The sequence below is a fragment of the Rheinheimera texasensis DSM 17496 genome, assembly GCF_000711985.1.
Lineage (GTDB): Bacteria > Pseudomonadota > Gammaproteobacteria > Enterobacterales > Alteromonadaceae > Pararheinheimera > Pararheinheimera texasensis.
Genome location: NZ_JONU01000008.1, coordinates 219,500 through 243,643, shown reverse-complemented (window position 1 = coordinate 243,643; position 24,144 = coordinate 219,500). Strand labels below are relative to the sequence as shown.

At 53.2% G+C, this 24,144-nt stretch carries 22 protein-coding genes; 9 read left to right on the top strand and 13 right to left on the bottom strand.

The window, feature by feature from the left end:
• Positions 1 to 51: 51 nt before the first annotated feature.
• Positions 52 to 1,290, bottom strand: a complete 1,239-nt coding sequence (hutI, locus tag Q399_RS0107040; protein WP_031567143.1) for an imidazolonepropionase — start codon at positions 1,288 to 1,290, stop codon at positions 52 to 54.
• Between the two features lie 163 nt (positions 1,291 to 1,453).
• Between hutI and hutC the strand changes: the two genes are divergently transcribed.
• Entirely contained in the window at positions 1,454 to 2,185 is a 732-nt protein-coding gene (gene hutC / locus Q399_RS0107035) for a histidine utilization repressor (RefSeq protein WP_031567141.1), read from the top strand.
• A 79-nt stretch (positions 2,186 to 2,264) separates the two neighbouring features.
• Here hutC and Q399_RS22075 read toward each other — a convergent pair whose 3' ends face one another.
• Positions 2,265 to 2,441 carry a hypothetical protein gene (locus tag Q399_RS22075; RefSeq protein WP_157836250.1) on the bottom strand — a complete coding sequence of 59 codons (177 nt, stop codon included), beginning with the start codon at positions 2,439 to 2,441 and terminating at the stop codon, positions 2,265 to 2,267.
• Here Q399_RS22075 and Q399_RS0107030 point away from each other — a divergent pair.
• Positions 2,440 to 4,464, top strand: coding sequence for a methyl-accepting chemotaxis protein (locus Q399_RS0107030; RefSeq protein WP_031567139.1), 2,025 nt, complete (start codon positions 2,440 to 2,442; stop codon positions 4,462 to 4,464). The two genes, Q399_RS22075 and Q399_RS0107030, sit on opposite strands and share 2 nt — an antisense overlap.
• 312 nt (positions 4,465 to 4,776) lie before the next feature.
• Here Q399_RS0107030 and Q399_RS0107025 read toward each other — a convergent pair whose 3' ends face one another.
• The 9 genes from Q399_RS0107025 to typA form a co-directional block, all read right to left on the bottom strand.
• Positions 4,777 to 5,328, bottom strand: coding sequence for a hypothetical protein (locus Q399_RS0107025; RefSeq protein ID WP_031567137.1), 552 nt, complete (start codon positions 5,326 to 5,328; stop codon positions 4,777 to 4,779).
• 118 nt (positions 5,329 to 5,446) lie between these two features.
• Positions 5,447 to 6,241 carry a Rossmann-fold NAD(P)-binding domain-containing protein gene (locus tag Q399_RS0107020; RefSeq protein ID WP_031567136.1) on the bottom strand — a complete coding sequence of 265 codons (795 nt, stop codon included), beginning with the start codon at positions 6,239 to 6,241 and terminating at the stop codon, positions 5,447 to 5,449.
• Between the two features lie 2 nt (positions 6,242 to 6,243).
• Positions 6,244 to 7,161, bottom strand: coding sequence for a bifunctional GNAT family N-acetyltransferase/hotdog fold thioesterase (locus Q399_RS0107015; RefSeq protein WP_031567133.1), 918 nt, complete (start codon positions 7,159 to 7,161; stop codon positions 6,244 to 6,246).
• Between the two features lie 16 nt (positions 7,162 to 7,177).
• Positions 7,178 to 7,630: a D-aminoacyl-tRNA deacylase gene (dtd, locus tag Q399_RS0107010; protein WP_031567131.1), complete on the bottom strand. Its 453-nt coding sequence runs from the start codon at positions 7,628 to 7,630 to the stop codon at positions 7,178 to 7,180.
• Positions 7,627 to 8,589, bottom strand: a complete 963-nt coding sequence (gene pip, locus Q399_RS0107005; RefSeq protein ID WP_031567129.1) for a prolyl aminopeptidase — start codon at positions 8,587 to 8,589, stop codon at positions 7,627 to 7,629. Before pip ends, dtd begins: the two co-directional genes overlap by 4 nt.
• A complete protein-coding gene (locus tag Q399_RS0107000; protein ID WP_084164190.1) occupies positions 8,576 to 9,478 on the bottom strand; it encodes a virulence factor BrkB family protein in 903 nt (300 codons plus the stop codon). Before Q399_RS0107000 ends, pip begins: the two co-directional genes overlap by 14 nt.
• Positions 9,479 to 9,562: 84 nt before the next feature.
• Positions 9,563 to 10,597 (bottom strand): FAD:protein FMN transferase, encoded by a 1,035-nt coding sequence (locus Q399_RS0106995; protein ID WP_031567124.1) that lies wholly within the window; start codon positions 10,595 to 10,597, stop codon positions 9,563 to 9,565.
• Between the two features lie 66 nt (positions 10,598 to 10,663).
• Positions 10,664 to 12,274 (bottom strand): response regulator, encoded by a 1,611-nt coding sequence (locus Q399_RS0106990; RefSeq protein WP_031567122.1) that lies wholly within the window; start codon positions 12,272 to 12,274, stop codon positions 10,664 to 10,666.
• Positions 12,275 to 12,411: 137 nt separating this feature from the next.
• Complete coding sequence (gene typA, locus Q399_RS0106985; RefSeq protein ID WP_031567120.1) at positions 12,412 to 14,232, bottom strand: translational GTPase TypA; 1,821 nt, start codon at positions 14,230 to 14,232, stop codon at positions 12,412 to 12,414.
• A gap of 571 nt (positions 14,233 to 14,803) precedes the next feature.
• On the opposite strand from typA, the gene glnA reads away from it, so the two are divergent.
• From glnA to glnG, 4 genes are all read left to right on the top strand, one after another.
• Positions 14,804 to 16,213, top strand: coding sequence for a glutamate--ammonia ligase (gene glnA, locus Q399_RS0106980; RefSeq protein ID WP_031567117.1), 1,410 nt, complete (start codon positions 14,804 to 14,806; stop codon positions 16,211 to 16,213).
• Between the two features lie 140 nt (positions 16,214 to 16,353).
• Positions 16,354 to 16,884 (top strand): hypothetical protein, encoded by a 531-nt coding sequence (locus Q399_RS0106975; protein ID WP_031567115.1) that lies wholly within the window; start codon positions 16,354 to 16,356, stop codon positions 16,882 to 16,884.
• 79 nt (positions 16,885 to 16,963) lie between these two features.
• On the top strand, positions 16,964 to 18,040 hold the full coding sequence (glnL, locus tag Q399_RS0106970; RefSeq protein ID WP_245612849.1) for a nitrogen regulation protein NR(II): 1,077 nt from the start codon (positions 16,964 to 16,966) through the stop codon (positions 18,038 to 18,040).
• Positions 18,037 to 19,443, top strand: coding sequence for a nitrogen regulation protein NR(I) (gene glnG / locus Q399_RS0106965; RefSeq protein WP_031567109.1), 1,407 nt, complete (start codon positions 18,037 to 18,039; stop codon positions 19,441 to 19,443). Before glnL ends, glnG begins: the two co-directional genes overlap by 4 nt.
• A 106-nt stretch (positions 19,444 to 19,549) precedes the next feature.
• Here the strand turns inward: glnG and Q399_RS0106960 are convergent, their stop codons facing one another.
• Positions 19,550 to 19,990 carry a Spy/CpxP family protein refolding chaperone gene (locus Q399_RS0106960; RefSeq protein WP_051685828.1) on the bottom strand — a complete coding sequence of 147 codons (441 nt, stop codon included), beginning with the start codon at positions 19,988 to 19,990 and terminating at the stop codon, positions 19,550 to 19,552.
• 195 nt (positions 19,991 to 20,185) lie between these two features.
• Between Q399_RS0106960 and Q399_RS0106955 the strand changes: the two genes are divergently transcribed.
• Genes Q399_RS0106955 through Q399_RS0106945 form a run of 3 tightly spaced genes read left to right on the top strand, consistent with a single transcriptional unit; the run spans position 20,186 to position 23,279 of the window.
• Positions 20,186 to 20,881, top strand: a complete 696-nt coding sequence (locus Q399_RS0106955) for a response regulator transcription factor (protein ID WP_031567105.1) — start codon at positions 20,186 to 20,188, stop codon at positions 20,879 to 20,881.
• The gene (locus tag Q399_RS0106950; protein ID WP_031567103.1) at positions 20,881 to 22,272 is read left to right on the top strand and encodes an ATP-binding protein; all 1,392 of its coding nucleotides are present in this window, start codon (positions 20,881 to 20,883) and stop codon (positions 22,270 to 22,272) included. Before Q399_RS0106955 ends, Q399_RS0106950 begins: the two co-directional genes overlap by 1 nt.
• The gene (locus Q399_RS0106945) at positions 22,269 to 23,279 is read left to right on the top strand and encodes an alpha/beta fold hydrolase (RefSeq protein WP_051685827.1); all 1,011 of its coding nucleotides are present in this window, start codon (positions 22,269 to 22,271) and stop codon (positions 23,277 to 23,279) included. The genes Q399_RS0106950 and Q399_RS0106945 overlap by 4 nt, the downstream gene beginning before the upstream one ends.
• Here the strand turns inward: Q399_RS0106945 and Q399_RS0106940 are convergent.
• Positions 23,233 to 24,123 carry a cation diffusion facilitator family transporter gene (locus Q399_RS0106940; RefSeq protein WP_031567099.1) on the bottom strand — a complete coding sequence of 297 codons (891 nt, stop codon included), beginning with the start codon at positions 24,121 to 24,123 and terminating at the stop codon, positions 23,233 to 23,235. The two genes, Q399_RS0106945 and Q399_RS0106940, sit on opposite strands and share 47 nt — an antisense overlap.
• Between the last annotated feature and the right edge of the window lie 21 nt (positions 24,124 to 24,144).

Sequence of the window (24,144 nt, the reverse complement as noted above, 5' to 3'; positions counted from 1 at the left end):
TGGCCTGAGCTTACGCTTTTTTGTCTGGTTGTAAAGTCAGCCAGCCTCCAGTCAGGTCCGGGACGCCAACGGCACCGTCTGACCGCCGACGACCAGTTGTTTCAGCGGATTAACACCAAACTGATAACAGAGCTCAGCCGGCTGGCTAATTTGAAACAATGCCAGATCGGCGCGCAAACCGGTTTTGAGCATGCCCCGGTCAGAGAGGCCAAGCGCTGTTGCGGCGTGGCGGGTCACCCCGGCGAGTGCTTCTGCTGGCGTCAGGCGGAATAAAGTGCAGGCCATATTCAGCATCAGCGGCAGATTACACAGCGGCGAAGTTCCGGGATTTAAATCAGTCGAGACAGCTATCGGTACCTGATATTGCCGCAGCAGGTCAATCGGCGGCATTTTGGTTTCGCGCAGGAAATAATAAGCACCAGGTAATAACACTGCGACAGTGCGGGCCTGTGCCATCGCCTGCACGTCGGCTTCGGTCAGATATTCAATATGATCGGCCGACAATCCGCCAAACTCAGCGACCAGACTGGCGCCGCCTAAACTCGACAGCTGTTCGGCATGCGCCTTCACCGGCAAGCCCAGCGCTTGGGCTTTGCTAAACAAGCGCCGGCTTTGCGCTACCGAAAAACCAATCCCTTCACAAAACACATCAACCGCATCAATCAGCCCTTCCTGCTGCAGCTGCGGCAACATGGTCTCGACTACCAGGTCCAGATAACCATCACTGTTGCCGCGATATTCAACCGGTAAAGCATGAGCGCCAAGAAAGGTCGTTTTTACTGTGACGGGATGATGCTCTTCCAACAAGCGCGCCACTTGCAGAATTTTGCGCTCTGACTCCAGACTTAAACCATAACCGGATTTAATTTCCACTGTGGTCACACCCTGCGCCAGCAAGCTGTTTAAGCGGTCTTTCGCCAATACAAACAATTCCTCTGCCGAGGCTGCCCGCGTCGCCGCGACAGTCGACTGAATACCGCCGCCGCTCTCTGCAATTTGCTGATAAGTGGCACCATTGAGGCGCATTTCAAATTCATTGGCCCGGCTGCCGGCATAGACCAGATGCGTATGGCAATCGATGAAGCCCGGTAACAACCAGCCACCCTGGCCGTCATACGCCGGCGTTGCCAGCGCGTCATAGGCCGGCAACTCAGCGCGCGGGCCACAATAGGCGATCAGACCATCTTTTACGGCCAATACCGCATTGGAGATAACGCCATAAGGGCCGTCCCGGTCTGGGTCCATGGTCGCCAGATTGACGTTGTACCAAATCGCATCAAAATGCTGCATATTAGCTGTCCTGTAAGTAGAAGCAGAGTCATCCACAAACCAGCACGGCAACACGCTGGCGCTTTTATCCGGCAAATTCTACCGCATTCACTTGTATAGACAATCGAGATCCGCTATTTATTGCCAGATCTCAGACCAGCCCCTCAAAGCACAGGTACAGCGGATGCAACGCAGTAACGACAGTGGCACACCAAAGTTCGCCGCGATTAAAGAGTTTATTCTCAGCCAGATTGAAACTGGCAATTGGCCGGAACACAGTCGGGTACCGTCTGAGCATGCGCTGTGCGATCAGTTTGCTGTCAGCCGGATGACGGCACGCCGGGCGTTGCAGGAGCTGACCGAACAAGGGGTGTTGTACCGCACTCAGGGCGTCGGTAGTTTTGTCGCATCACCCAAATCACAATCGGCACTGTTAGAGATCCGCAATATCGCCGACGAAATTCAGGCTCGGGGACATTTTCACAGCGCGCAATTAGTGCAGCTGACCAGTTTGCCCTGCCCGGCGCTGGTGGCCGGCGCTTTAGGCCTGAACCGTAATGAACCGGTGTTTTTCTCGCTGATTGTGCATTACGACAATCAAACCCCGTTGCAGCTGGAAGCGCGCTACGTCAACCCGAAGATGGTGCCGCTTTATCTGCAGCAAGACTTTCATTACCAGACGCCACACGAGTATTTAAGCGCGGTGGCACCACTTACTGAAGCTGACCACATCGTTGAAGCTGTGTTGCCGGATGAATTTACCTGTAAACATTTAAAACTCACGCCACACGAACCTTGTTTGCGTTTGACCCGGCGAACCTTCAGCCGAGGCGGCGCTGTCAGCTTCGCCTTTTTGACTTCTGCCGGCAGCCGTTATCGGCTGGGTGGTCATTTAAATATCAGCCCCGCCGGCTGACGGCGCCAGCACAACCGCAACGCGATCTGCTGCAGTAAATGACAGTAACCTCGCTATTTCTTGCTCATTAGTTGCAGGATCAACGATAAACACCTGTTTTTATTAAATGCTTTTTTTCGCAGATACTGGCTGGACCAGCTGATTTAACTCTGTTAATTTCCTGAATCTCTTTGTACAAATTTGCACAAAAAAGAACTTCGTCAATACTAAAATTAATCCAGACGAAGAAGACAAATGAGACAACAGGATCAGACATGAAACTCACCGTGGCTCACAAAGTCATTCTTGGCTTTGGCTTTATTGCATTACTGCTGCTGTTTGCCAGCTTATCGTCTTTGTGGAGCTTTGCCGTGGTGTCCGACTCGGGCAGCCGGGTAAATGACATTGCCGTGCCGGTGCAACAACAAAGTAATCAGGCGCAAATTCAATTACTGAAACTGGCCAAGCTGTCAGCGCTGGGCTTTATGGCCGATCAGCCAAAAACGATCAGCCAGTTTCAGAGCGATTTTGCCAGTGCCAGTGAGCAATATCTGCAACAAATCAAAAAACTGACTGCGCTAACCGCCGCAGAACCCAGCCTGAATCAACCGCTGGCGCAGGCAAAACAGCATTACGAACAATACCAAAATGCTGTTAATGCGATGTTTGCCGCCAAACTAACAACGTTGAAGACCGCAGATAGCGTAGCTGCTGAAGTTAAACAACTGGTGCAGCTCATAGATGATGCAGGTGCCACACTGGTGGATATTTCTTATCTGGAAACGCCAGGTAAGAAAGCCCAGCTGGAACTACTGGCAGGTGCTGCAGCCCGGGTGGATGGCCAGTTACTTAGTTTAATGCAGACCGTTAAAGAGACCGGCGCTTACACCGAACTGAGCCAAACCACGGAGAGCCAGCAAAACCTGGAGTTTGCTATCAGTGATATGCAGGGGAATCTGGATTACATCAGCAAGCTGGTAGATGAAGTGGATGCGACAGACTTGTGGCAAACTTTTAACGAGCAACTGAGCAGTGTTAAACAGCGCATCAGTGCAGAAAACGGTCTGGTTCGGCTCAAACAACAGCAACTGACCGCATTGCAAGAGGCTCAGACCGATTTAACTCAATCCGAACAGGCCATCGCCCTGGCAATCACCGCACTTGACCAGCTACTCAAGGCTGCCGACCAACAATTTGCCAGCCTGCAGGCTGAAGTGTCTTCAGCATTATCCTTTGGTCAGGTCCGCACTATCATCATTATGGTCGTGCTGGTGGCATTGGCCGGGGCTGCTGCTTATCTGACCATCAATGCCATGCTGAAACCGCTGGCCGGCATTAATAAGGTGCTGGGCGAAGTCGCCGCCGGTGACCTGACGCGGCGTCTCATCATTCACAATGAAGACGAGTTTGGCGCCTTGTCGATGAAGGTGAATAGCCTGATTGAAGCGTTAAGCCAGCTCATTCACCGGATTGTCAGCAGCTCCGGTGAATTACAGCATAATGCCGAACGCTCGAGAGACGAGGTGCAGGAGATCAACCGCGCCTTGCAAAGCCAGCAAAACCAAATCAACGACGTGAATCAAACCACCTTACAACTTAATGACAACACGCATCAGATTGCACAGCAGGCGCAACTGGCCGTGCAGGAAATGCAGCATGCTTTAGGTCAAAGCCAGCAGATTGACAAAATTTCAAACGAGAACAACACGTTAATCAGTGGTCTTGCGGAGCAGCTCAGCAGCACGGCCACTATCATGCTCAAAGTAAACGAGCAATCGAATAATATCGGCAGTATCCTGGCAACCATCCGCGGCATTGCCGAACAGACCAACCTGCTGGCGCTCAATGCCGCCATCGAGGCTGCGCGCGCCGGTGAACAAGGCCGGGGTTTTGCCGTAGTGGCCGATGAAGTCCGTTCACTGGCGGTACGCAGCCAGGCAGCGGTTGATGAGATCCGACAGATGATCCAAACCCTGCAACAAGAAAGTACGTCAGCTGTCAGCGCTATTACCCGAGGCAAAACTGATGCTGAATACTGTGTCAATCACACGGCAGATTTAGTACAGTCGCTTGGTCAGGTCAATCAGGCCATCAGCCAGATGCATCAAATCAGTACTGCTATTGCCAGCGCTACCCAACAGCAACTGGCGCTGGGTGATTTGATCTCCGACCACATGGGGGATATGGTGCAACTGTCAGGTCAAAGTTCAGAGAAAGCTGACAGGACACTGCAGCACAGCGCTGCGGTCAGCGACAACGCCAGCCAGCTCAGCGCGGCGATCAGTACCTTCAAGATTTAACTGCGTGGACCCTGTTGTTCAGGGTCCCTCGCGCAGCTCTCCTGACATAACATCACAGCATAGATCGCCACAACACTGATGTTGCCTTGCGGGCAATGTTTGTCTTCACACATAACCCGTCATCGGGGTAAAGCAACTTCAAAACGACAGCGCAAAAAAAAGGCTGGAACAAGTCCAGCCAGGCAGGCGGTGTTTCTACCCAATCCCGGGTATTTGTGGCGATCCTTCTGCGTTACACGCAGAAATAAATTGCCAAAATAGAGACAAAAAAACCTTACGGAGTTTTGATATTGTTCCCAACTCCGCAAATTTTCAGGCTTTTAACCAATTCTGCAGCTTTTGCGTATCCAACACTCTGATGTTTGCTTCGAGAGCAAAGATTTGCGCCGGGCTGTCCAGCCGCTCAGGCACAATCGCCAACGCACTGTGGCACTGATGCCGTAACATCTGCTGGAAAATCTGCCGCAGCAGCACGATATCAAGAGGTCCATCGGCCGGAGAATGCAGATAATACAAGACACCATATTCCGCTTTCAGATAGTAGTTATCCACGCCATGTAACTTGTGTGCTGACTGTTGCTGCAAAAACTGTAAAGCCAGCCGCTGAAAATTGTGTTGCGCCGACGGTTCTGGTTGCGACAGCACTCCCGGTTCTCGACGAAATTCAATACCAAATACCGCAAATACATTCAGCACTAAGGCCAGCAACAACATGCCGGTAAAAACCAATAACAGCGGTTGTTGATACCACTGGGGATTCATCAGGGCAGAATCGGCCGGATTGCCGTAGAGATATATAAAACCAGCTACGACGCCCAGCGCGGTGCAGCAGCCTGAACCAAGCAGCCATTTATTGAGATCCAATCGCAGATTCCTGAGCCATGTTCCTATGATGGCTATGCTGCCGGCATCCACGTGGAAAAAGCCAACCAAGCTTTGATAAATTTATGATATTGCTGTGACTGCGCGGTTTGCGCTGGCGTTAACTGCAGAGGCTGCTGATATCGTGATGTCGATAAACAAAACCAGTGTCGCGCTGGCTCAGACTCGCATCGACCGTTCGGGCAGGTTCAGTCGCGGCGACAAACTGCGGCACCGCGACTTCGGCCCGAATGCAGGCTGCGGTATAAAATTCCACCTTCGTAGCAGTCAAAGGTGCAGACAAATTAACCACCTGAGGAAAACCATGGCCTGACACCGTCAGCAGCTGACAGACCCAAAGACAAACATCTGCACTGTGGACCAGATTGACCGGTTGTTCCGGCCCGGCCATCAGCCCACGCCGGGTAAAGCCTGCCGGATGACGGCCTGGCCCGACTAAACCGGCCAGTCGCAGAATATAAGGCGCCGGATGCTGACGCACCAGCTGCTCGGCTTGCCACAACAGTGCCGCACGGGGTTCCGGACCGGGGGCCGCCGATTCATTGACGCGACCAGCAAGGCCCGCGTAGACGCCCGTAGAGGAACACAGGATCAGCCCTTTCGCCCTGCTACTTTGGCCCAATACCCGCTGTAAACTGTCGAGGTAAGCGCTGCCGCCATCACGCTGCGCAGCCGGCGGCATCGCCAGAATCACCCAGCTGTCTGGCAACAGCGCCTGAATAGAGCTGCCAAACGGACTCTGACCGTCCCAGCACAGTGGCTGGATTTGTGGCGGTAACGTCAGCAGGCTTTGAGCACTGCGCCGGCTGCCATAGACCTGATGCCCTGCCCCGGCCAAGGCTACGCCGAGCTGGCTGCCCAACCAGCCGCAGCCAAAAATCAGCACAGTTGCCATGATTAAGCCCCAGATGCAGCCGGTTGCACCGGCAATACGGCAAAACGACCGTGGAATTCCGCCAAAACCTGTCCCGAGTGCACCAGTCGCACCGTCAAGTGCTGACGGACTTTGCGACCATGCCGCAGATTGACCAAATCGCCACGCGCTTCAGTGAGCAATACTTCCGCCCTCGCGTCCTCTCGCACCGGCGCCAGATAACGGATATCGGCATCCGCCAGCACAATATCACCGTGCAGTCCAAGTGCCTGTAGCTGTAACCAGACCAATCCCCAGCCCGTTAACGTCAGCAGACTATAAATACTGCCGGCAAACATAGTGTGGTGCAGGTTTTTATTCGGCGGTAATGGCGCGCGGCACGCCAGTAAATGGCCGTCAAACTGGTCGAGGGTCAGCTGCATAAAAGCCGACAGCGGAATGGTCTGATGCCAGGTTTGCTGCAAACTGTCACACCACTGCGCCCACTCGGTCGCTGTACCATCCAGCCGCAGGCGTTTGGTCATTTGCTGATGCGCAATACCATACAAGGGTTCCAGTGGACGACCAGCCTGATAACCGAGGTTCTGATAAAAGCCAAAGGCATTTTCGCGGGCATTAAGCGTCAGTTGCCGGCAACCCCAGAGCACGCCTTGCTGCTCCAATGACTTCAGCACTAAAGCACCGAGGCCTTTACCACGCGCTGCTTCCGCGACGGCCATATAACGCACCTGACACCAGCCATCGTCCAGTTGATGAATACGCCCGACCGCCAGCACGGCACCGTCCGCATCCAGCACCATCCGGTGCGCACTATCAGCTTCCAGCTCGTCACGTTCTGAACCGGGCGGTTGCCCCCAGGGCGCTCGCAGCACCTGATAACGCAGTTGATAATACCCCTGCCATTCTTCGGCACTAGACGGGCTGATAACCTGATAGTTCATGCAGCTAACCTCTGGTTTAAGCCAATGCGGGCGGAACTTGCAGCCAAAAAGTGACAGGGCCGTCGTTGACCAGACTGACCTGCATGTCGGCAGCAAACTGACCGGTCGCGACTGTCACGCCCTGAGCCCGACAATAATCAACAAACTGCCGATACATAGGCTCGGCCAGTTCCGGCCGCGCCGCTGGGGTGAAACTGGGCCGAAGGCCCGAGTTAGTATCAGCCGCCAGCGTAAACTGGGACACCACTAACATCTCGCCACCGGATTGCTGCAGATTCAGATTCATTTTGCCAGCCGCATCACTGAACAGCCGGTATTTCAGAACTTTGTCTGCCAGCTTGTGTAATTCGGCGCTGCTGTCACCGGCTTCAACGCCAAGCAATACCAGCATGCCAGGGCCAATAGCGCCAACCACCTGTTCTGCGACAGTGACATCAGCACGGCGGACTCTTTGAATTAAGGCAATCAACATGGATCTCCGAGACGACGGGCCAACAGTAGCGATGCGTCATACAAGGCCCGGCTGATGCCAGTCTCACTGGCGGAATGCCCGGCATTGCTGACAATCGTCAATACTGAATCTGGCCAGGTTTGGTGCAGACTCCAGGCATTTTCCATTTTACAAACACTGTCGTAACGACCGTGCACGATGTAACAAGGCAAATGTTTGACCTGGGCAACATCTTCCAGCAGCTGATTGGGCCGCAAAAAACAGTGGTGCAGGAAATAATGGTTTTCAATGCGGGCCAGCGGCAACGCCGACTCAGGTTCCAAGGCGCCATCACGCATCGCGGTGTTGGGCAGCAAGGTGGCGACACGCGCCTCCCAAAGGCTCCAGGCTTTTGCCGCCTGAAGCTGAATGGCTGCGTCCGGGTGCTGTAGCAGTTGCTGGTAAGCCACCAGAATATCCAGACCTTTCAGTGCGGCGACCGGCGCAAAAAAGTCAGCATAATAATCTGGAAACAACTGACTGGCACCGCCACCCGGGCGGTACAGCCAATCAATATCTTCGGGCCGGCCAAGGAAAATGCCGCGCAGGATAAGACCCAGACAACGCTCTGGATACTGCTGCGCGTAGGCCAGTGCCAAAGTACTGCCCCAGCTGCCGCCCGCCACTACCCACTGCTCAATGCCGAGCAGCTGGCGAATGGCTTCAATATCGCCAATCAGCTCTGCCGTGGTGTTATGGCTAATGCAGGCAAAAGGCGTCGACTGGCCGCAACCGCGCTGATCAAACAACACTATCCGGTATTGCTGCGGGTCAAACAGCGTGCGCTGAAACGGCGAGCTGCCGCCACCAGGGCCGCCATGGCACATCAGCACCGGGATCCCATTCGGGTTACCACTTTGTTCCAGATAGAGCCGGTGGCCGTGCGGCCGGTCCAGCCAACCGGTGTAATAGCTTTCCACAGGTTCAGTGCGGTACATCAAGGGACTCCGGAGAAACAGTGGCGCGCTGTTGTTTGTCACGTTGCGCTTTATGTTGCGCCAGTTGCAACGCGCGGCAATGTTGTTCCTGTAACAACGCCGTCAGCTCAGCGCCAATCAGCACCACCAGCCAGGATAAATAAATCCAGACAAACAGAATAGGCACCAGCGCTAAAGCGCCATAAATCGCCTGATAAGACGGGAAATGCTGGATATATAAGGCAAAACCGTTTTTCAGCATTTCAAACAAAATACTGGCTAACAAAGCCCCCCAGATCGCATGGCCGTAACGTACTTTGATATTCGGCACCAGCTGATACAACATAAAAAACGCCAGCAATGACATCAGGTACGGGGTAAAAGACAGCAGAAAATTCGACAACCCCGGCGTGTAATCGTCAGCCAGATGAGTTAACGACGCCAGATAAGAAGTCAGCGCGATGGAACTGCCAAGCAAAATGGGACCCAGCGTCAGGATCATCCAATAAATCGACAGAGAGATCACCAGCCGTGGCCGTTTTTGCACCCGCCAGATTTTATTCAGAGTTTTATCAATATTGTGGATGAGCATTAAAGCCACCAGTACCAGAAACAGTACACCTACTGTGGTCATCTGGCCGATGTTTTCAACAAAACCGTTGATATAACTCTGAATTTCCTCGCCACGCGACGGGACGATATTGGCGTAGACAAAAGCTTCGATTTCACCGCGCAGGCCGGCAAACATCGGGAAGGCATTCAGCACTGAAAACGCTACGGCCACCAGCGGCACCAGCGATAGAATCGAGATATAAGCCAGATAACCACCGATCATACCAATCTGGTCGTGCTGACAACGTTGCAGATAAAGCCGGCAAAAACGCCAGCTGTTCACAATAAATTCGGGCATCGTCCTGTCCTGAACTGGCACTGTCTGCGGTGCCGGAAGCAGCAGCCTATCACAAAGCTGGCCGCCCACGGCAACTACACTTAATTAGCGCAGTACCACTGCTTTGCTTTGTGCCAGCGCCTGGCTGGATTTTTCCAGCAGCTGGTCGCCATCCTGATCGATAAACAGCACTTTCAACCCCAGCGCATCGGCAACCTTCATCCCGTCTGCACTACCGAGACACAAAAACGCCGTCGACCAGGCATCACCAAAGGTGGCATTGTCAATCAGCACCGTCGTCGACACCGTGTGGTGCCGCACCGGCGCACCATGCCGGGCGTCCAGTACATGACTGAAACGTTGGCCATTGGCATCGAAATAATGCCGGTAGGTGCCGGAAGTCATAATAGCCAACGGTTCATCTTGCTGGACTTCAATGATTTTTTGCAGACGCTGATCGCCAGGCAATGGTTTTTCAATCGCGACTTTCCACGGCTGGCCGGCTGGTTTTTTACCACGCACCTGTAATTCGCCACCCACTTCCACCAGATAATTGGTCACGCCGGCCTTTTCCAGCAGCAGTGCGAGCTGTCGCACCGTATAACCCTGCGCAATCGACGACACGTCAACCCGCGCGTCCGGATTAACTTTTGTCATCAAGTCGGCACTGGTACTGATTTTATCCATGCCCACCACTTGCATGGTCTCAGCAATTTGCTCTGGCGTTGGCTGGTTAAATTTGTCGGCTTTGAAACCCCAGAGTTCAAACAGCGGCTTGACGGTTAAATCGTAACAACCCTGGCTGGCCTGAGTGACCTGGCGTGCGTCCTCAACAAGAGCCACCAGCTCAGCGCCGACTTGCTGCGCCGTGCTGACTTTATTGCTGTTAAATTGTTCGATAACAGAATCTGGCCGGTAATTGGACATCACCACATCAATGCGGTCTAACTCGTTGGTGATTTGTTGTTGCAGATCAGTGGCTTTGATCTGCGCATCAGTCCAATAAGTGATGTTATAGGTCGAGCCTTGCGCCGGGCCGGAGAAATGTTGCAATGGGTCCGCCGGCGTGCAACTGAGTAACAAAAACGGCGTGAAAACCCAAGGTAAGAGACGGAAAGATAAAGCTGTTTGAACAGACATGACTGGCTCTCTTTGCAGGAAAACCGGCGCAGTGTAATCAATGCCCGCCTGAAACGCCAGTCGGCATCACAGGTCCAGGTGGCTCAGTAGAACCTGATAGCGTTTTTGTTGATCGGCCGGTAACTGGCCCGCTTCAATCAAACTGATGCAGTGGCGCGCCAGCGCGGTTAAATCGCTGTTCAGCCCGTCACGCATACTCAACGCCTGCAACAGGTTCAGTGCAATATTGACGTTGGCTGGCATGGATTCCAGTGCTGTGCGGAAGTAATCAATTGCCATCGAGAAATCGCCACTACCATAAGCATGCATGCCGGCGGTGTTGCGGTCCATCAGTTGCTGACGCAATTCCTGATGTTTTTTCTGTTCGTGTTGCATCATCAGGCCAATAGCGCTGCAGTACAGATTGTCGTCCTGCGTCAATGCAGAAAGAGCTGCCATATAGTGGTCACACATTGCGAGGTTCCCGGCTTCAAAATAAGCCCGGGCCCGGTCCAGCATGCCGGCCGGCGACAAATGCTTTTCCAGACTGAGCTGTTCGCTGTATTCGAGCAACGCGATGGCATCCTTGGTCCGGCCTTCTAACATAGCGATCCGGGCATCGACCACTAACCGATCGTGCTCGTAGCTCGCCGGATGAAAGCGTTTTTTGATGGTCATTAAAAAGCTGTCTAAGCGTAGCAACGTTTCTTTGCGGGCTTTGGCGTCCTGATCTTTCGCCTGTTCAATCAGCGCTCGGGCGAAATTCAGCATATTGTCGGCGGTGTCATACATTGAATAACGTGCGGCATTGAGCAGCCGCTGATGCACCTGTACTGACAAGTCTTTGCGGTTTTCGATGACAGCAAGCGTCGCCAGCACATGCTGACGCAGGTAATTGCGTGGCGAGGATTTTGCCACCTGCTCCACAGCGGCTAAAGCGGCGGTCGGATTTTGCTGGCTGATATACAAGCGCGTCAGCCAGTCCAGCGCTTCAATCCGCGTCTCCGCCTGACCCGACAACTCCTGTAACAGCGCCTCGGCCTCGTTACTGCGGCCCTGATAGCCATAGGTAACTGCCAGCCCCAGCCGCGCCCAGGCAAAATCGCGTACTGTTAAGGCCCACTGGTACAGGTGTTCGGCTTCATCAAAACGCTCCAACCGGACCAGCAGCTCTGCTTTGAGGCGGGTTGCATGCATGGCATATTGGCTGCGGTGATCTACCACGTGATCACAGGCCTGGACAGCGTCAGCAAATTCACGCTGATGAATGGCCTGATAAGCCAGCTTCAGCGCCTGTTTGATGTGGTAAGCCCGGGTGATACGGCGTTCCAGTTCGGCATAACTAAAAGGTTTCAGCAGATAGTCGTCTGGCTGGTATTCGATAATGCCATAAACGGCCTGACGCTGCCGCTCGGCACTGACCACCAGAAAACAGTTCTCAGCTTTGAGCAGACGCTCAGTACGTAGCACTTCAAAGAGCTGGTAACCGTCGCGGCCGCTGCCCAGATGAAAATCGCAGAGGATAAAATCGAAGGGAATACGCCGGCAGCAAGATAAAGCCATGTCGGCATCGCGTGCCAGCGTGACATCATCAAAACCGATCAGCAACAGCATACTTTTGAAATAACTGCGAATTTGGTCAGAATCATCCACAACCAGAACGGTTTTATTCTTATAAAACGACCGGCGTGAGGTCATGACGCGAAGACTCCATGCAACAAATAAGCAACTTTTCTCAGAGCTGCACGATACACAGCATTGGCAAACATCGCCAGTCCCTTGTCCCAAAAAACAAAACCCGCGACAAGCGCGGGTTTGGAAGCTAACAACCGGAATTAAGCGCGGCTGGCGCGTTTACGGTCGTTTTCTGTCAGGTGACGTTTACGGATGCGGATAGACTGTGGTGTTACTTCAACCAGCTCGTCGTCATCGATAAATTCCAGCGCCTGTTCCAGCGTGTAGCGGATTGGCGGCACTAAGTTGATGGCTTCGTCAGTACCCGAAGCGCGCACGTTGGTCAGCTGTTTGCCTTTTAAGCAGTTCACTGTCAGGTCGTTGCTGCGGCTGTGAATACCAATCACCTGGCCTTCATACACTTCATCGGCATGACCGATAAACATCCGGCCACGTTCCTGCAGTGAGAAAATCGCATAACCGGCAGCTTTACCTGTCGCGTTAGAGATCAGCACGCCGTTCATACGCAGGCCGATGTTACCGCCTTTGTGTGGGCCGTAATGATCAAAGCTGTTATACATCAGGCCTGTACCTGAAGTCAGTGTCATGAACTCAGTACGGAAACCGATCAGACCGCGGCTTGGCATCTGGAAATCCATGCGGATGCGGCCTTTGCCGTCTGGCTGCATGTTGGTCATCTCAGCTTTACGCTCGCCCATTTTCTCCATGATAGAGCCCTGGTGTTGCTCTTCCACGTCGATAGTGACGTTTTCGATTGGTTCCATTTTCTCGCCATCAATCACTTTCATGATTACTTCAGGACGAGATACGGCCAGTTCGAAACCTTCACGGCGCATGTTTTCGATTAAAACACCTAAGTGCAGCTCACCACGGCCAGAAACTTTGAACTTGTCGCCGTCTTCAGTTTCTTCAACACGCAGTGCAACGTTGTGTTTCAGTTCGTGGTTTAAACGTTCCAGGATCTGACGTGAGGTAACAAACTTACCTTCTTTACCGGCGAACGGTGACGTGTTGACCTGGAAAGTCATAGTCACTGTTGGCTCATCCACTTGTAATGGCGGTAAAGCTTCCAGTGTGGTTGGTGCACAGATAGTGTCGGAAATTTTCAGGTCGCCTAACCCGGTGAAGGCAATGATGTCACCTGCGTTGGCTTCCTGCGTATCAATCCGTTCCAGACCTAAATAGGTGAAGACCTGACCGACTTTACCGTTACGCTTAGAACCGTCAGCACCTAATACGGTGACTTGCTGGTTAACACGTAAAGTACCGCGTTTGATGCGGCCGATACCGATAATGCCGAGGTAGCTGGAGTAGTCTAACTGAGACACCTGGATTTGCGTGTCGCCATCCAGCTCTACTTGTGGCGGTGCCACGTGTTCAACGATAGCGGCGAACAGGTCGTTGATGTCAGTTTTTGGTTCGTTGTAATCGAGCGTCGCCCAGCCGTTGATGGCTGATGCGTAAACGATTGGGAAATCTAACTGCTCGTCAGTCGCGCCTAAGTTGTCGAACAGGTCAAAGACCTGGTCAATAACCCAATCCGGACGAGCGCCCGGACGGTCGATTTTGTTCACAACAACGATAGGTTTTAAACCGTGGGCGAAAGCTTTTTGGGTTACGAAGCGGGTTTGTGGCATTGGGCCTTCAACCGCGTCGACTAATAACAGCACAGAGTCTGCCATTGACAGGACGCGCTCAACTTCACCACCGAAGTCGGCGTGGCCTGGTGTATCCAGGATGTTGATCTGATATCCATTCCAGCGGACTGAAGTATTTTTTGCCAGGATGGTAATGCCGCGCTCAGATTCCTGCGCGTTAGAATCCATCATCCGTTCCTGCAATTTAGCACGGGCGTCGAAGGTGCCGGACTGTTGCAGTAATTTGTCAACAAGTGTAGTTTTACCGTGGTCAACGTGCGCAATGATGGCGATATTGCGCAACTTGCTGATATCATAAGACATTTATTTGGTACTCGCTTAGTGAAGTGTAAATGTGTACCCGCCTGTAGTGCCCCACCGCAAGTACCCGAAAAATTGGTGCGCGTATTTTACCTGCTTTACGACTGACAGGGAAATTTATCTGGTCCGCCCTTGCTGTTTTTTTCAGCGATACAGCTTTCAACCCAAACAAAATCCTGCGACAACCAGCACACATTCAAGCAATTCTTTTGCCATGCCCGTCGAATTGCCGGGATATTTGCACCCATAACAGAAACTTAAAGCTGTGGCTGGCTGTGACAAAATCCTTCATCAGCTTTATTTTTGAGAGAGCAGCAGCATTGGGGTGAAATCTTGCTATCGTTAGCGCTGCCGTCTGGCGCTGCACAGAAGCGGGGCAACACCCGCACAAATGCACCAGCATGGTGCCTTATCGCACCATAACAGTGCATATTTTTAGTGTGCCGTGCAGAACTTGCCAGCTATACCGATTAAAATCATGCACTTATGATAATGGCATAGCTTTAGCATTAGGAGCGCAACCCGGCGGCAAGCCGCACCTGAACCTTAGTTTGAGTTGAATCCGGAGGAATGCATGTCTGCATCGAACGTTCTGAGTTTTATGAAAGAAAACGACGTGAAGTTTGTTGATTTACGTTTTACTGACACCAAAGGTAAAGAGCAGCACGTCACTATTCCTGCCAGCCAAATCGACGAAGATTTCTTCGAGAACGGCAAAATGTTCGACGGCTCTTCGATTGCCGGCTGGAAAGGCATCAACGATTCAGACATGATCCTGATGCCAGACGCCAGCACTATGCTGCTGGACCCGTTCTTCGAAGAAACCACTATCCTGATCAGCTGTGACGTGATCGAACCAAGCACTATGCAAGGTTACGAGCGTTGCCCGCGTTCGATCGCAAAACGCGCTGAAGAATACCTGAAATCTACCGGCATCGCAGACACTGTGCTGTTTGGCCCTGAACCAGAGTGGTTCATGTTTGACGACGTGCGTTTCAAAAACGACATGTCTGGTTCTTTCTTCAAAGTTGATTCTTCAGAAGCTGCCTGGAATTCAGATGCTGAATATGAAGATGGCAACAAAGCCCACCGTCCTGGCGTAAAAGGCGGTTATTTCCCGGTACCACCAGTAGATCAACACCACGACATCCGCAGTGCTATGTGTATGGTGCTGGAAGAGATGGGTCAGGTTGTTGAAGCGCACCACCACGAAGTGGCGACTGCCGGTCAGAACGAAATCGCTACCCGTTTTAACACGCTGACGAAAAAAGCCGACGAAATTCAGCAACTGAAATATGTTGTACACAACGTGGCACATATGTACGGTAAAACCGTAACTTTCATGCCAAAACCAATCGTTGGCGACAACGGTTCAGGTATGCACTGCCACCAGTCTTTAGCCAAAGACGGCGTCAACCTGTTTGCCGGCGACAAATATGCTGGTCTGTCTGAAACCGCGCTGTACTACATCGGCGGTATCATCAAGCACGCGAAAGCCATCAACGCGTTCACTAACCCGTCAACCAACTCGTACAAGCGTCTGGTTCCACACTATGAAGCTCCGGTGATGCTTGCTTATTCAGCCCGTAACCGTTCTGCTTCTGTGCGTATTCCACTGGTACCAAGTGCAAAAGCACGTCGTATCGAAGTACGTTTCCCGGATCCGGCAGCAAACCCGTACCTGGCATTCGTTGCTCAACTGATGGCCGGTCTGGATGGTATCCAGAACAAGATCCACCCGGGCGATGCAATGGACAAAGATCTGTACGACCTGCCGCCAGAAGAAGAAGCACTGATCCCACAAGTTTGTGGTTCACTGGACGAAGCACTGGACGCACTGGAAGCCAACCGCGGTATCTTCACCAAAGGCGGCGTGATGTCAGACGCGATGATCGATGCGTATATCGCACTGAAACGTGCTGAAGCCAAACGCGTGTCTATGGCTGTGCACCCACTGGAATACGAACTGTATTACAGCGTGTAATAACCAAGCTAACACACTGATTTATAAAGTGTGTACCAGATAAATTTAAAGCCCGCTATTGCGGGCTTTTTATTCTGGTCAAATGCAAAAAAGCCGGTTAGAGTTAATCCATCACCCCTTTAATCTGGCTGGACGCTGTGATGAAACTTGCTGGTTGGTCCCTGTTATTGGCAGCCTTGCTGCTGACTCCTGTGCTGGCACAGGAAAAAAACGACGACAAACCGGTTTTTGTCACTGTCGACAAAAATAATGTGCCAGTTTTTTCTGATAATCCGGTGCCGGGCGCTTCGCAGTTGCAGCTCAAAGAAGGCAACCGGATGCCAGCGGTGACCCCGACCGAAATCAGCCAGCGCAGTATCGATCAAACACCGAAATTTGAAGTCAGCATCTTAAAACCGGAGCAGGAAGGCACTGTGCGCGAGAACAGCGGCACTGTGTACGTTTCCGGGCAGGTCAAACCCTTATTCGCACAGGGCCTGCGCGTCAGGCTTTATCTCGACGGACAGGCCGTCGCCGGGCCAAGCAGTAATGCCAATTTTATCCTGCATAATATAGATCGTGGCGAACATCAACTGATGCTGGAACTCAGCGATCAAAACGGCAAGGTTATTGCTACCAGTCCTGTAACAACGTTTTTTCTGCACCGAGCATCAGCAATTACCCCAAAATAGTGCAAACCGGCCCGTCCACTAAGCAAATCAGCTAAACTGGACGCCAAAATGCACTAAGTTGGTGCAATAGGAAATGGCCGTGACCCAAGCACATATCGCCCTTGAATTGCCCGGAATTAATCTGGCCGAGCAGCTGACAACCGCCATCCTGGTGCTGGATACCCAGCTTCAGGTGTCTTGTTTCAATACCGCCTGCTGCGCTTTGCTTGGCATCGGTGAAAAACGTCTGCATCAGCAGTATTTTCCCGGCTTGTTTCAATACAGTGACTTAAGTGCCGCTCAGCTGGTCAGCACGCTGAATACCAAACAGGGTTTTGGCATCAGTGATGTGCATTGCGTGATGCCGGACGGCAGGCATTTATTACTGGATATGACCGCAACCTGGCTGGAAACCGAACAACCGGCCTTATTGATGGAACTGCGCCAGGTCGACCAGCAACGCAAAATCAGCATGGAAAGCCTGCAACAACATCAGCATCTGGCGGCACGGGAACTGATCCGTGGTCTGGCGCACGAAATCAAAAATCCACTGGGCGGTCTTCGTGGCGCCGCGCAGCTGCTGGAAGAATCACTAAACGAAGAACAAAAAGAATATACCCAGCTGATTATCGCTCAGGCCGACCGGCTGCGGAATCTTGTCGACCGCTTACTTGGCCCTTACAAACCGCCGCATAAAGTGGTATCAAATCTGCACCAAATCATCGAACGGGTCAGTCAGCTGGGGCAGATGGATAATCCACACAGCATCCAGTTTATCCGCGATTATGACCCCAGTATCCCCGACTTTTCACTGGACCCGGAACTGCTGGAGCAAGCACTGTTGAATATTGTCCGTAACGCGCAGCAAGTGCTGGGCAGCGGCGGTCAGATCATCCTGCAAAGTCGCATTTTACATCAGCATACCATTCACGGCCGCCGGCATAAGCTGGTCGCCGTGGTACGGGTTATTGATAACGGCCCGGGCATTCCGCCAGCCATTAAAGACACACTGTTTTATCCGATGGTCAGCGGCAAACCAGGTGGTACCGGCCTCGGCTTGTCGATTTCGCAAACGCTCATTCATCAGCATGGCGGCTGGATCGACTGCGACAGCTGGCCAGGCCGCACCGAATTCACATTGTACTTACCGATTAGCGCAGAAGGAGCAAACCCATGACGCAGAATGTCTGGATCATTGACGACGACAATTCCATCCGTTGGGTATTGGAAAAAGCCCTGTCGCGCGCCGGAATTGTCTGCGAGAGTTACGCCTCTGCTGACCTGATGTTGCAGCGCCTCGAGTTTGACCAGCCCTCAGTGGTGGTCTCGGATATCCGTATGCCCGGAACAGACGGCATGCAGCTACTGAGCAAACTGCAGGCGCTGGCGCCGGAGCTGCCGGTGATTATTATGACGGCACATTCGGATCTCGATAGTGCCGTCAATGCCTTCAAACGCGGCGCTTTTGAATATCTGCCCAAACCCTTTGACGTCAACGAAGCAGTCGCGCTGATTAGCCGGGCACTGGAACATGCGCAGGCGAAAAAACCACGTGCCAGTAGTGCTGCACCCTCGCACGTGCCGGAAATCATTGGCGAAGCGCCAGCCATGCAGGAAGTCTTCCGCGCCATTGGCCGCCTGTCGCGTTCCAGCATCAGTGTGCTGATCAATGGCCAGAGCGGCACCGGGAAAGAGTTAGTGGCGCATGCGCTGCACAAACACAGCCCGCGGGCCGAAGCGCCTTTTATCGCACTGAATATGGCGGCTATTCCAAAAGATCTGATTGAATCTGAACTGTTCGGCCATGAAAAAGGCGCTTTTACCGGCGCGGCGACTTTACGCAAAGGCCGGTTTGAACAGGCCGACGGCGGCACTTTGTTTTTAGATGAAATTGGTGACATGCCGCTCGACGTGCAGACCCGGCTGCTGCGCGTGCTGGCCGATGGTCAGTTTTACCGGGTCGGCGGCCATCAGGAAGTCAGTGTTGATGTGCGGATCATCGCGGCCACGCACCAAAACCTGGAACAACTGGTAGCTGAGGGCAAATTCCGCGAAGATTTATTCCACCGCTTAAACGTGATCCGTATTCATATTCCGTCGCTGCGGGATCGCAAACAGGACATTCCGAAACTAACCCGGCATTTCCTGGTGCAGGCGGCGCGCGAAATGAATGTCGAAGCCAAAGATTTAGCACTGGAAACAGAAAAGTTTTTGTCGCAGCTCGACTGGCCCGGCAATGTGCGCCAGCTGGAGAATACCTGTCGCTGGTTGACAGTAATGGCCTCCGGTAAACAAATCCTGTTGTCCGATTTACCGCCGGAGCTAACCAGCGCGCCAAAACCTGTGGTCAGCAGCGGCGACGGTCAGCACAGCTGGCAGGATCTATTAGCGCAGTGGGTTAGCCATAAGTTAGCAACAGGTGCCGAAGATATTCTGGCCGAAGCCGGCCCGGAGTTTGAACGGATTGTGCTGAAGCAAGCGTTACAGTTTACCCACGGCCATAAACAAGATGCCGCCAAACGCCTCGGCTGGGGCCGCAATACGCTGACACGTAAACTGAAAGAGCTGGATATGGAATAAGCCTGTTGTTGTGTTAATCGCCAACAGAGAAAAACCGGGCGCCGGCCCGGTTTTTTTTACCCACGCGGTTTAGAGTACTGCAGAGTCGTCATCACTGACCACAACCTCAGTCGTCTTTACCCGCCCGCTCCGCCATCCGTTCACGCATTTTCGCCATGCGCTCATCCAGCTTGGCTTTTTGCTCATCGGTTAACAACGCCCGGATTTCATGCTGTAGTTTCAGCCGTTCCAACTGCTGCTCGAGCATCGTATTTTGCTGTTTTTCCAGCAGTAAACGCGCGGCGGCAGCATCAAACTGATCAGCTTTGACCAGCGCCTGCAGCGCATCATGATGCTGCTGCATAGCCGCTAAATCTGGTTTTTCTGCTTTGCTGGCAGCCACCAACGCGCGGATCTGTTCGCGCTGTGCATCAGTCAAATCCAGACCTTTTAACATCCGGGTGGCACCGTCACCACCTTGTGGGCCATGACCGGCAAAGGCTGGTTGCGCCAGCACTAATGCGGCGCTGATTAAAGCGGGTAAAACTAAGATTTTTAAAGCTTTCATTTGCACTCTCCGTTAGTTCAGACATTACAAACAGGGGTCTGTTTTGTATGATGCAAGCATAAGCTCTGGGCTGCAAAGCAACGCAAAGCTGCGGTAAAGGTTTGGTAAAGACAGTTGTCCGGCCATGTCGGCTGCTTACACTGCACACAAGGCCACTATGGTTTGAATGTATTGCTGTAGCGAAGAGGGTTTTAGATGCAACATCCGAATATTCTGCTGATTGACGACGATGCTGAGTTAAGCCAGCTGGTCACCGACTATCTGACACTGGACGGTTTCAGCCTCGACCATGCAGCCGACGGTATCAAAGGCCTGCAAAAAGCCCAAAGCGGTGCTTATCAGCTGATTTTACTCGACATTATGTTGCCGGGGCTCGACGGCCTGTCGCTGCTGCGTCAACTTCGGCAAACCAGTTATTGCCCGGTGCTGATGCTGACCGCTCGCGGCGATGACATTGACCGGATTTTGGGTTTAGAGCTGGGCGCAGACGACTATCTGGCCAAGCCATTTAATCCGCGCGAACTCAGTGCCCGGGTGCGCGCAATTTTACGCCGGGTCGAACTGGCGCAACAACCGGTGCAGCATCAGGTGCCGCTGCTGGAACTGAACGGTGTTGCCTTGAACCGGCAAAACCGTCAGGTGCACTGCGAAGGCCACAATGTTGTATTAACCGCTACTGAGTTTCAATTGCTGGAATACCTGATGAACCATGCCGGCCGGGTAGTCAGCAAAGAAGAACTCAGTAAAGAAGTGATGGGCCGGGTGTTGCAGCAATATGACCGCAGTCTCGACATGCATGTCAGTAATATCCGCAAAAAGCTGGCGCAGGGTGCCAGCACTGAAAAAATCCAGACGCTGCGCGGTAGCGGCTATTTGTTTCTGGAGTGCTGATGCAACTGAACTGGGTTAATCCGTGGCGTTATCTGGCATTCCGGCTGTTCAGCTGGTTCTGGCTGGTGTTGATACTGACGATTGCTTCGGCCTGGCTGCTGGCGAAAGCCTTTCTCGACGACACCGTGATCCGCCGGCTGCCGCCCGGTGTGCACGAACAGGCTGAGCGTATGCTGCACAGCATTAAACGTTTTGACAGTGTGGAAGATTTACTGCAGCGGCTGAACCGACGGGAGAACAACCGCTGGTTGCTGGTCGACCCGGTCAGTCAGCGCATTCTGAACGCGCATATTCTGCCACGTGGTTTTGACCAGAGCTGGCTGACGGAACTGTCGCAGTTCGATAAACCGCGCTTATTCCTGCATCGCCATATCAGTCTGGCCGGGCCGTTTTTTGTCCGCCTCAATGGCCAGCCGCTGGTGTTATATCAGCAGCAGCCACGGCCGGAAAAACCAGGCTTGTTAAGCCTGGCGCAATTGCCGGAACTGACCATTCCGCTGCTGTTTTTATTAGTGTCGGCATTGGCCAGTATCGGGCTGGCTTTGACTATTACGAGGCCTTTACGCCAATTACAGCAGCACAGTTTGCAGTTTGCCGGCGGCGATTTAACCAGCCGGGTGCAGCAGGCTGCCAGCCGCAGTGATGAAATTGGCGAGCTGGCGCGGGGTTTTAATACGATGGCAAGCCAAATTGGCGCCTTACTGCAAAACCAGCAACGGCTGCTGCGCGATATCTCGCACGAACTTCGCTCCCCCTTAACACGCGCTCAGCTGGCGATCGCGCTGGAACAACGCCAGGGCGGCGGTAGCCAGTTACCGCGTTTATCGCAGGAACTGGATAAAATCGACAGTATGCTGGATGAGCTGCTGACCTTCAGTCGCCTCGACGCCGGGCAATATCAACTGCAGTTGCAGGATATTGATCTCGTTGAATTACTGGAAGAAATTATTCAGGTCAACCAGATTGAAGCTGCACCGAAACAGCAACAGCTACAGCTGGAAGCGCCTGCGCAGTGTCTGGTGGAGGCGGACAGCCGGTTGCTGGCGCGCGCCATAGAAAACGTGCTTCGTAACGCGATCAAATACAGCCCGGCAGCAGCGCAAATCCGCTTATCGCTGCAATTGCAAAACGGCCTGGTGCAGATTTACGTCGCAGATCAGGGCCCCGGCATCCCGCCCACTGCCCTGCAGGCAATTTTTGAGCCGTTTTACCGCGTGTCGGATGCGCGTACTGCCGGTGCTGGTGGTACCGGCCTTGGGCTTGCTATCGCTGCGCAGGCGATGAAACAACATCAGGGTCAAATCCATGCCCAAAATCTGGTTCAGGGTGATAAAGTCTGTGGCCTGCAGATTTGTCTGCAATTACCCCAGCGTCAGGAGCAGGTTGCTTGAAGTACTTTCCACCATTGCAGGCTCAATTCAGTGCCGGTCAAATCGCTACACCAGCAGTTTCCCAAAAGCTGGACCACTATTGGCAGCAATTCAGCCGGACTGATCTGACGGGCCGCGATGGCGTTCGATTTTGCCTGTACAGCAAAACCACGCTGCCGGCCTGGCGCAAGCCAGCGGCAGCATTATTGCTGGTGCCGGGACGGATTGAAGCAGCGCATAAATATGCCGAACTGGCGCAGGACGCTTTGTGCTCTGGTTATCAGGTATTTGTACTGGACCACCGCGGTCAGGGCCTGGCACAGCGGCCGGAGCCAGAGCCGCAGCTGGGAGATGTCGCTGATTTTCAGTTGTATGTGGACGACCTGACGCTCGCCATCAGCCATATTCGCAGTCAGACCGACTTGCCGATGCTGGCTTTGGCCCATTCGATGGGCGGCGCTATTTTGTATCGTTATTTGCAAACCACAGCACTGCCAATGCTGAATGCAGCCGTGTTCAGTGCGCCGATGTTTGGCATTCCGCTCGGTCCGGTTCCGGCCGCAGCAGCACTACTCGCAAAGCTGATGCATCAGCTAAACCGGCGCTGTAGCAACAATGGCTGGTTTGTACCGGGCCAGACGCGTTATCAGGCAAAGCCTTTTGAAGGCAATGACTTAACCAACAGTGCGGAGCGTTATCAGTGGTTTCGTCAGCTGTATCAGCAATATCCGGCATACCAGCTTGGCGGCGTCAGCTGGGCCTGGCTGGATGCTGCAATTCGAGCCTGCGGTCAGATCCGGGATGGTCGCAAACCACAGCTGCCGATGTTGCTCCTTCAGGCCGGCGCCGATACGGTGGTGGCGAACAGCGCGCAAACCAGCTTGTCACAACAACATGGCATCCTGTTGCAGCAAATCGCCGGCGCCAAACATGAATTACTGGCCGGCACTGACGCTGAGCGGGCACTAGTGTTTAGTCTGATCAATCAGTGGCTGACACAGCATGCGGCGACGGGTCCGGATGAATAATCACTTCGGCATCGGTATATAAGGCGGCAATTTGCTGCTCGGCTAAATCGGTTACCTGATGGGCTTTTTGCAAACTCCAGTCCTGCGGCAGTAACAAACGTAGCTGTACAAACACCCTTGGCCCGGCCCGGCGGGTGCGCAGCTGTTCGACACCCAGCACGCCCGACATCTGCTGTAGTTGTTGCAGAATTTGCTGCCGATCTGTTTCCGGCAATTCCTCATCCAATAAATGCACCATGCTCTCGCGTAGCAGCTGCGCAGCATTGAACAATAGATAACCGGCGATCAGGATTGCTATCACAGCATCAGCCCATAACAGGCTGTTTTGCACCAGATACAGCGCCAGAAGCACTGCAGCATTCATCAGTAAGTCACCGCGATAGTGCGCCTGATCAGCGTTCACTGCCAGTGAACCGGTCTTTTTGATGACCCAGCGTTGCAGCAATACCAGCGTCAACGTCAGGCCGCTACACACCAGCATGGCCCAGATGCCGCTACTGATAGCACCCACAGGCGCAGGTACAAAGAACCGGTTAAAGCCCTGATACAGCAGTACAAAAGCGGCACCAGCCAGGAACGCCGCCTGAAACAACGCCATCACAGCTTCCGCTTTGCCATGACCAAATCTGTGTTCATCGTCCGCTGGTTTCAACGCGTAGCGCAGGGCCACAAAATTCAGCAGCGATACCGCCACATCCATCATCGCATCCATCATCGACGCCAACATTGAGGCGGCATTGGTATCAATAGCCGCAAACAGCTTGATAGCGACAATCGTCAACGCAAAAGCGATGGTCAGCATGCCAGAGCGGCGGACCCACAGATTATATTCCTGACTATTCATCCAAAGCTCCTGTGCCGGACA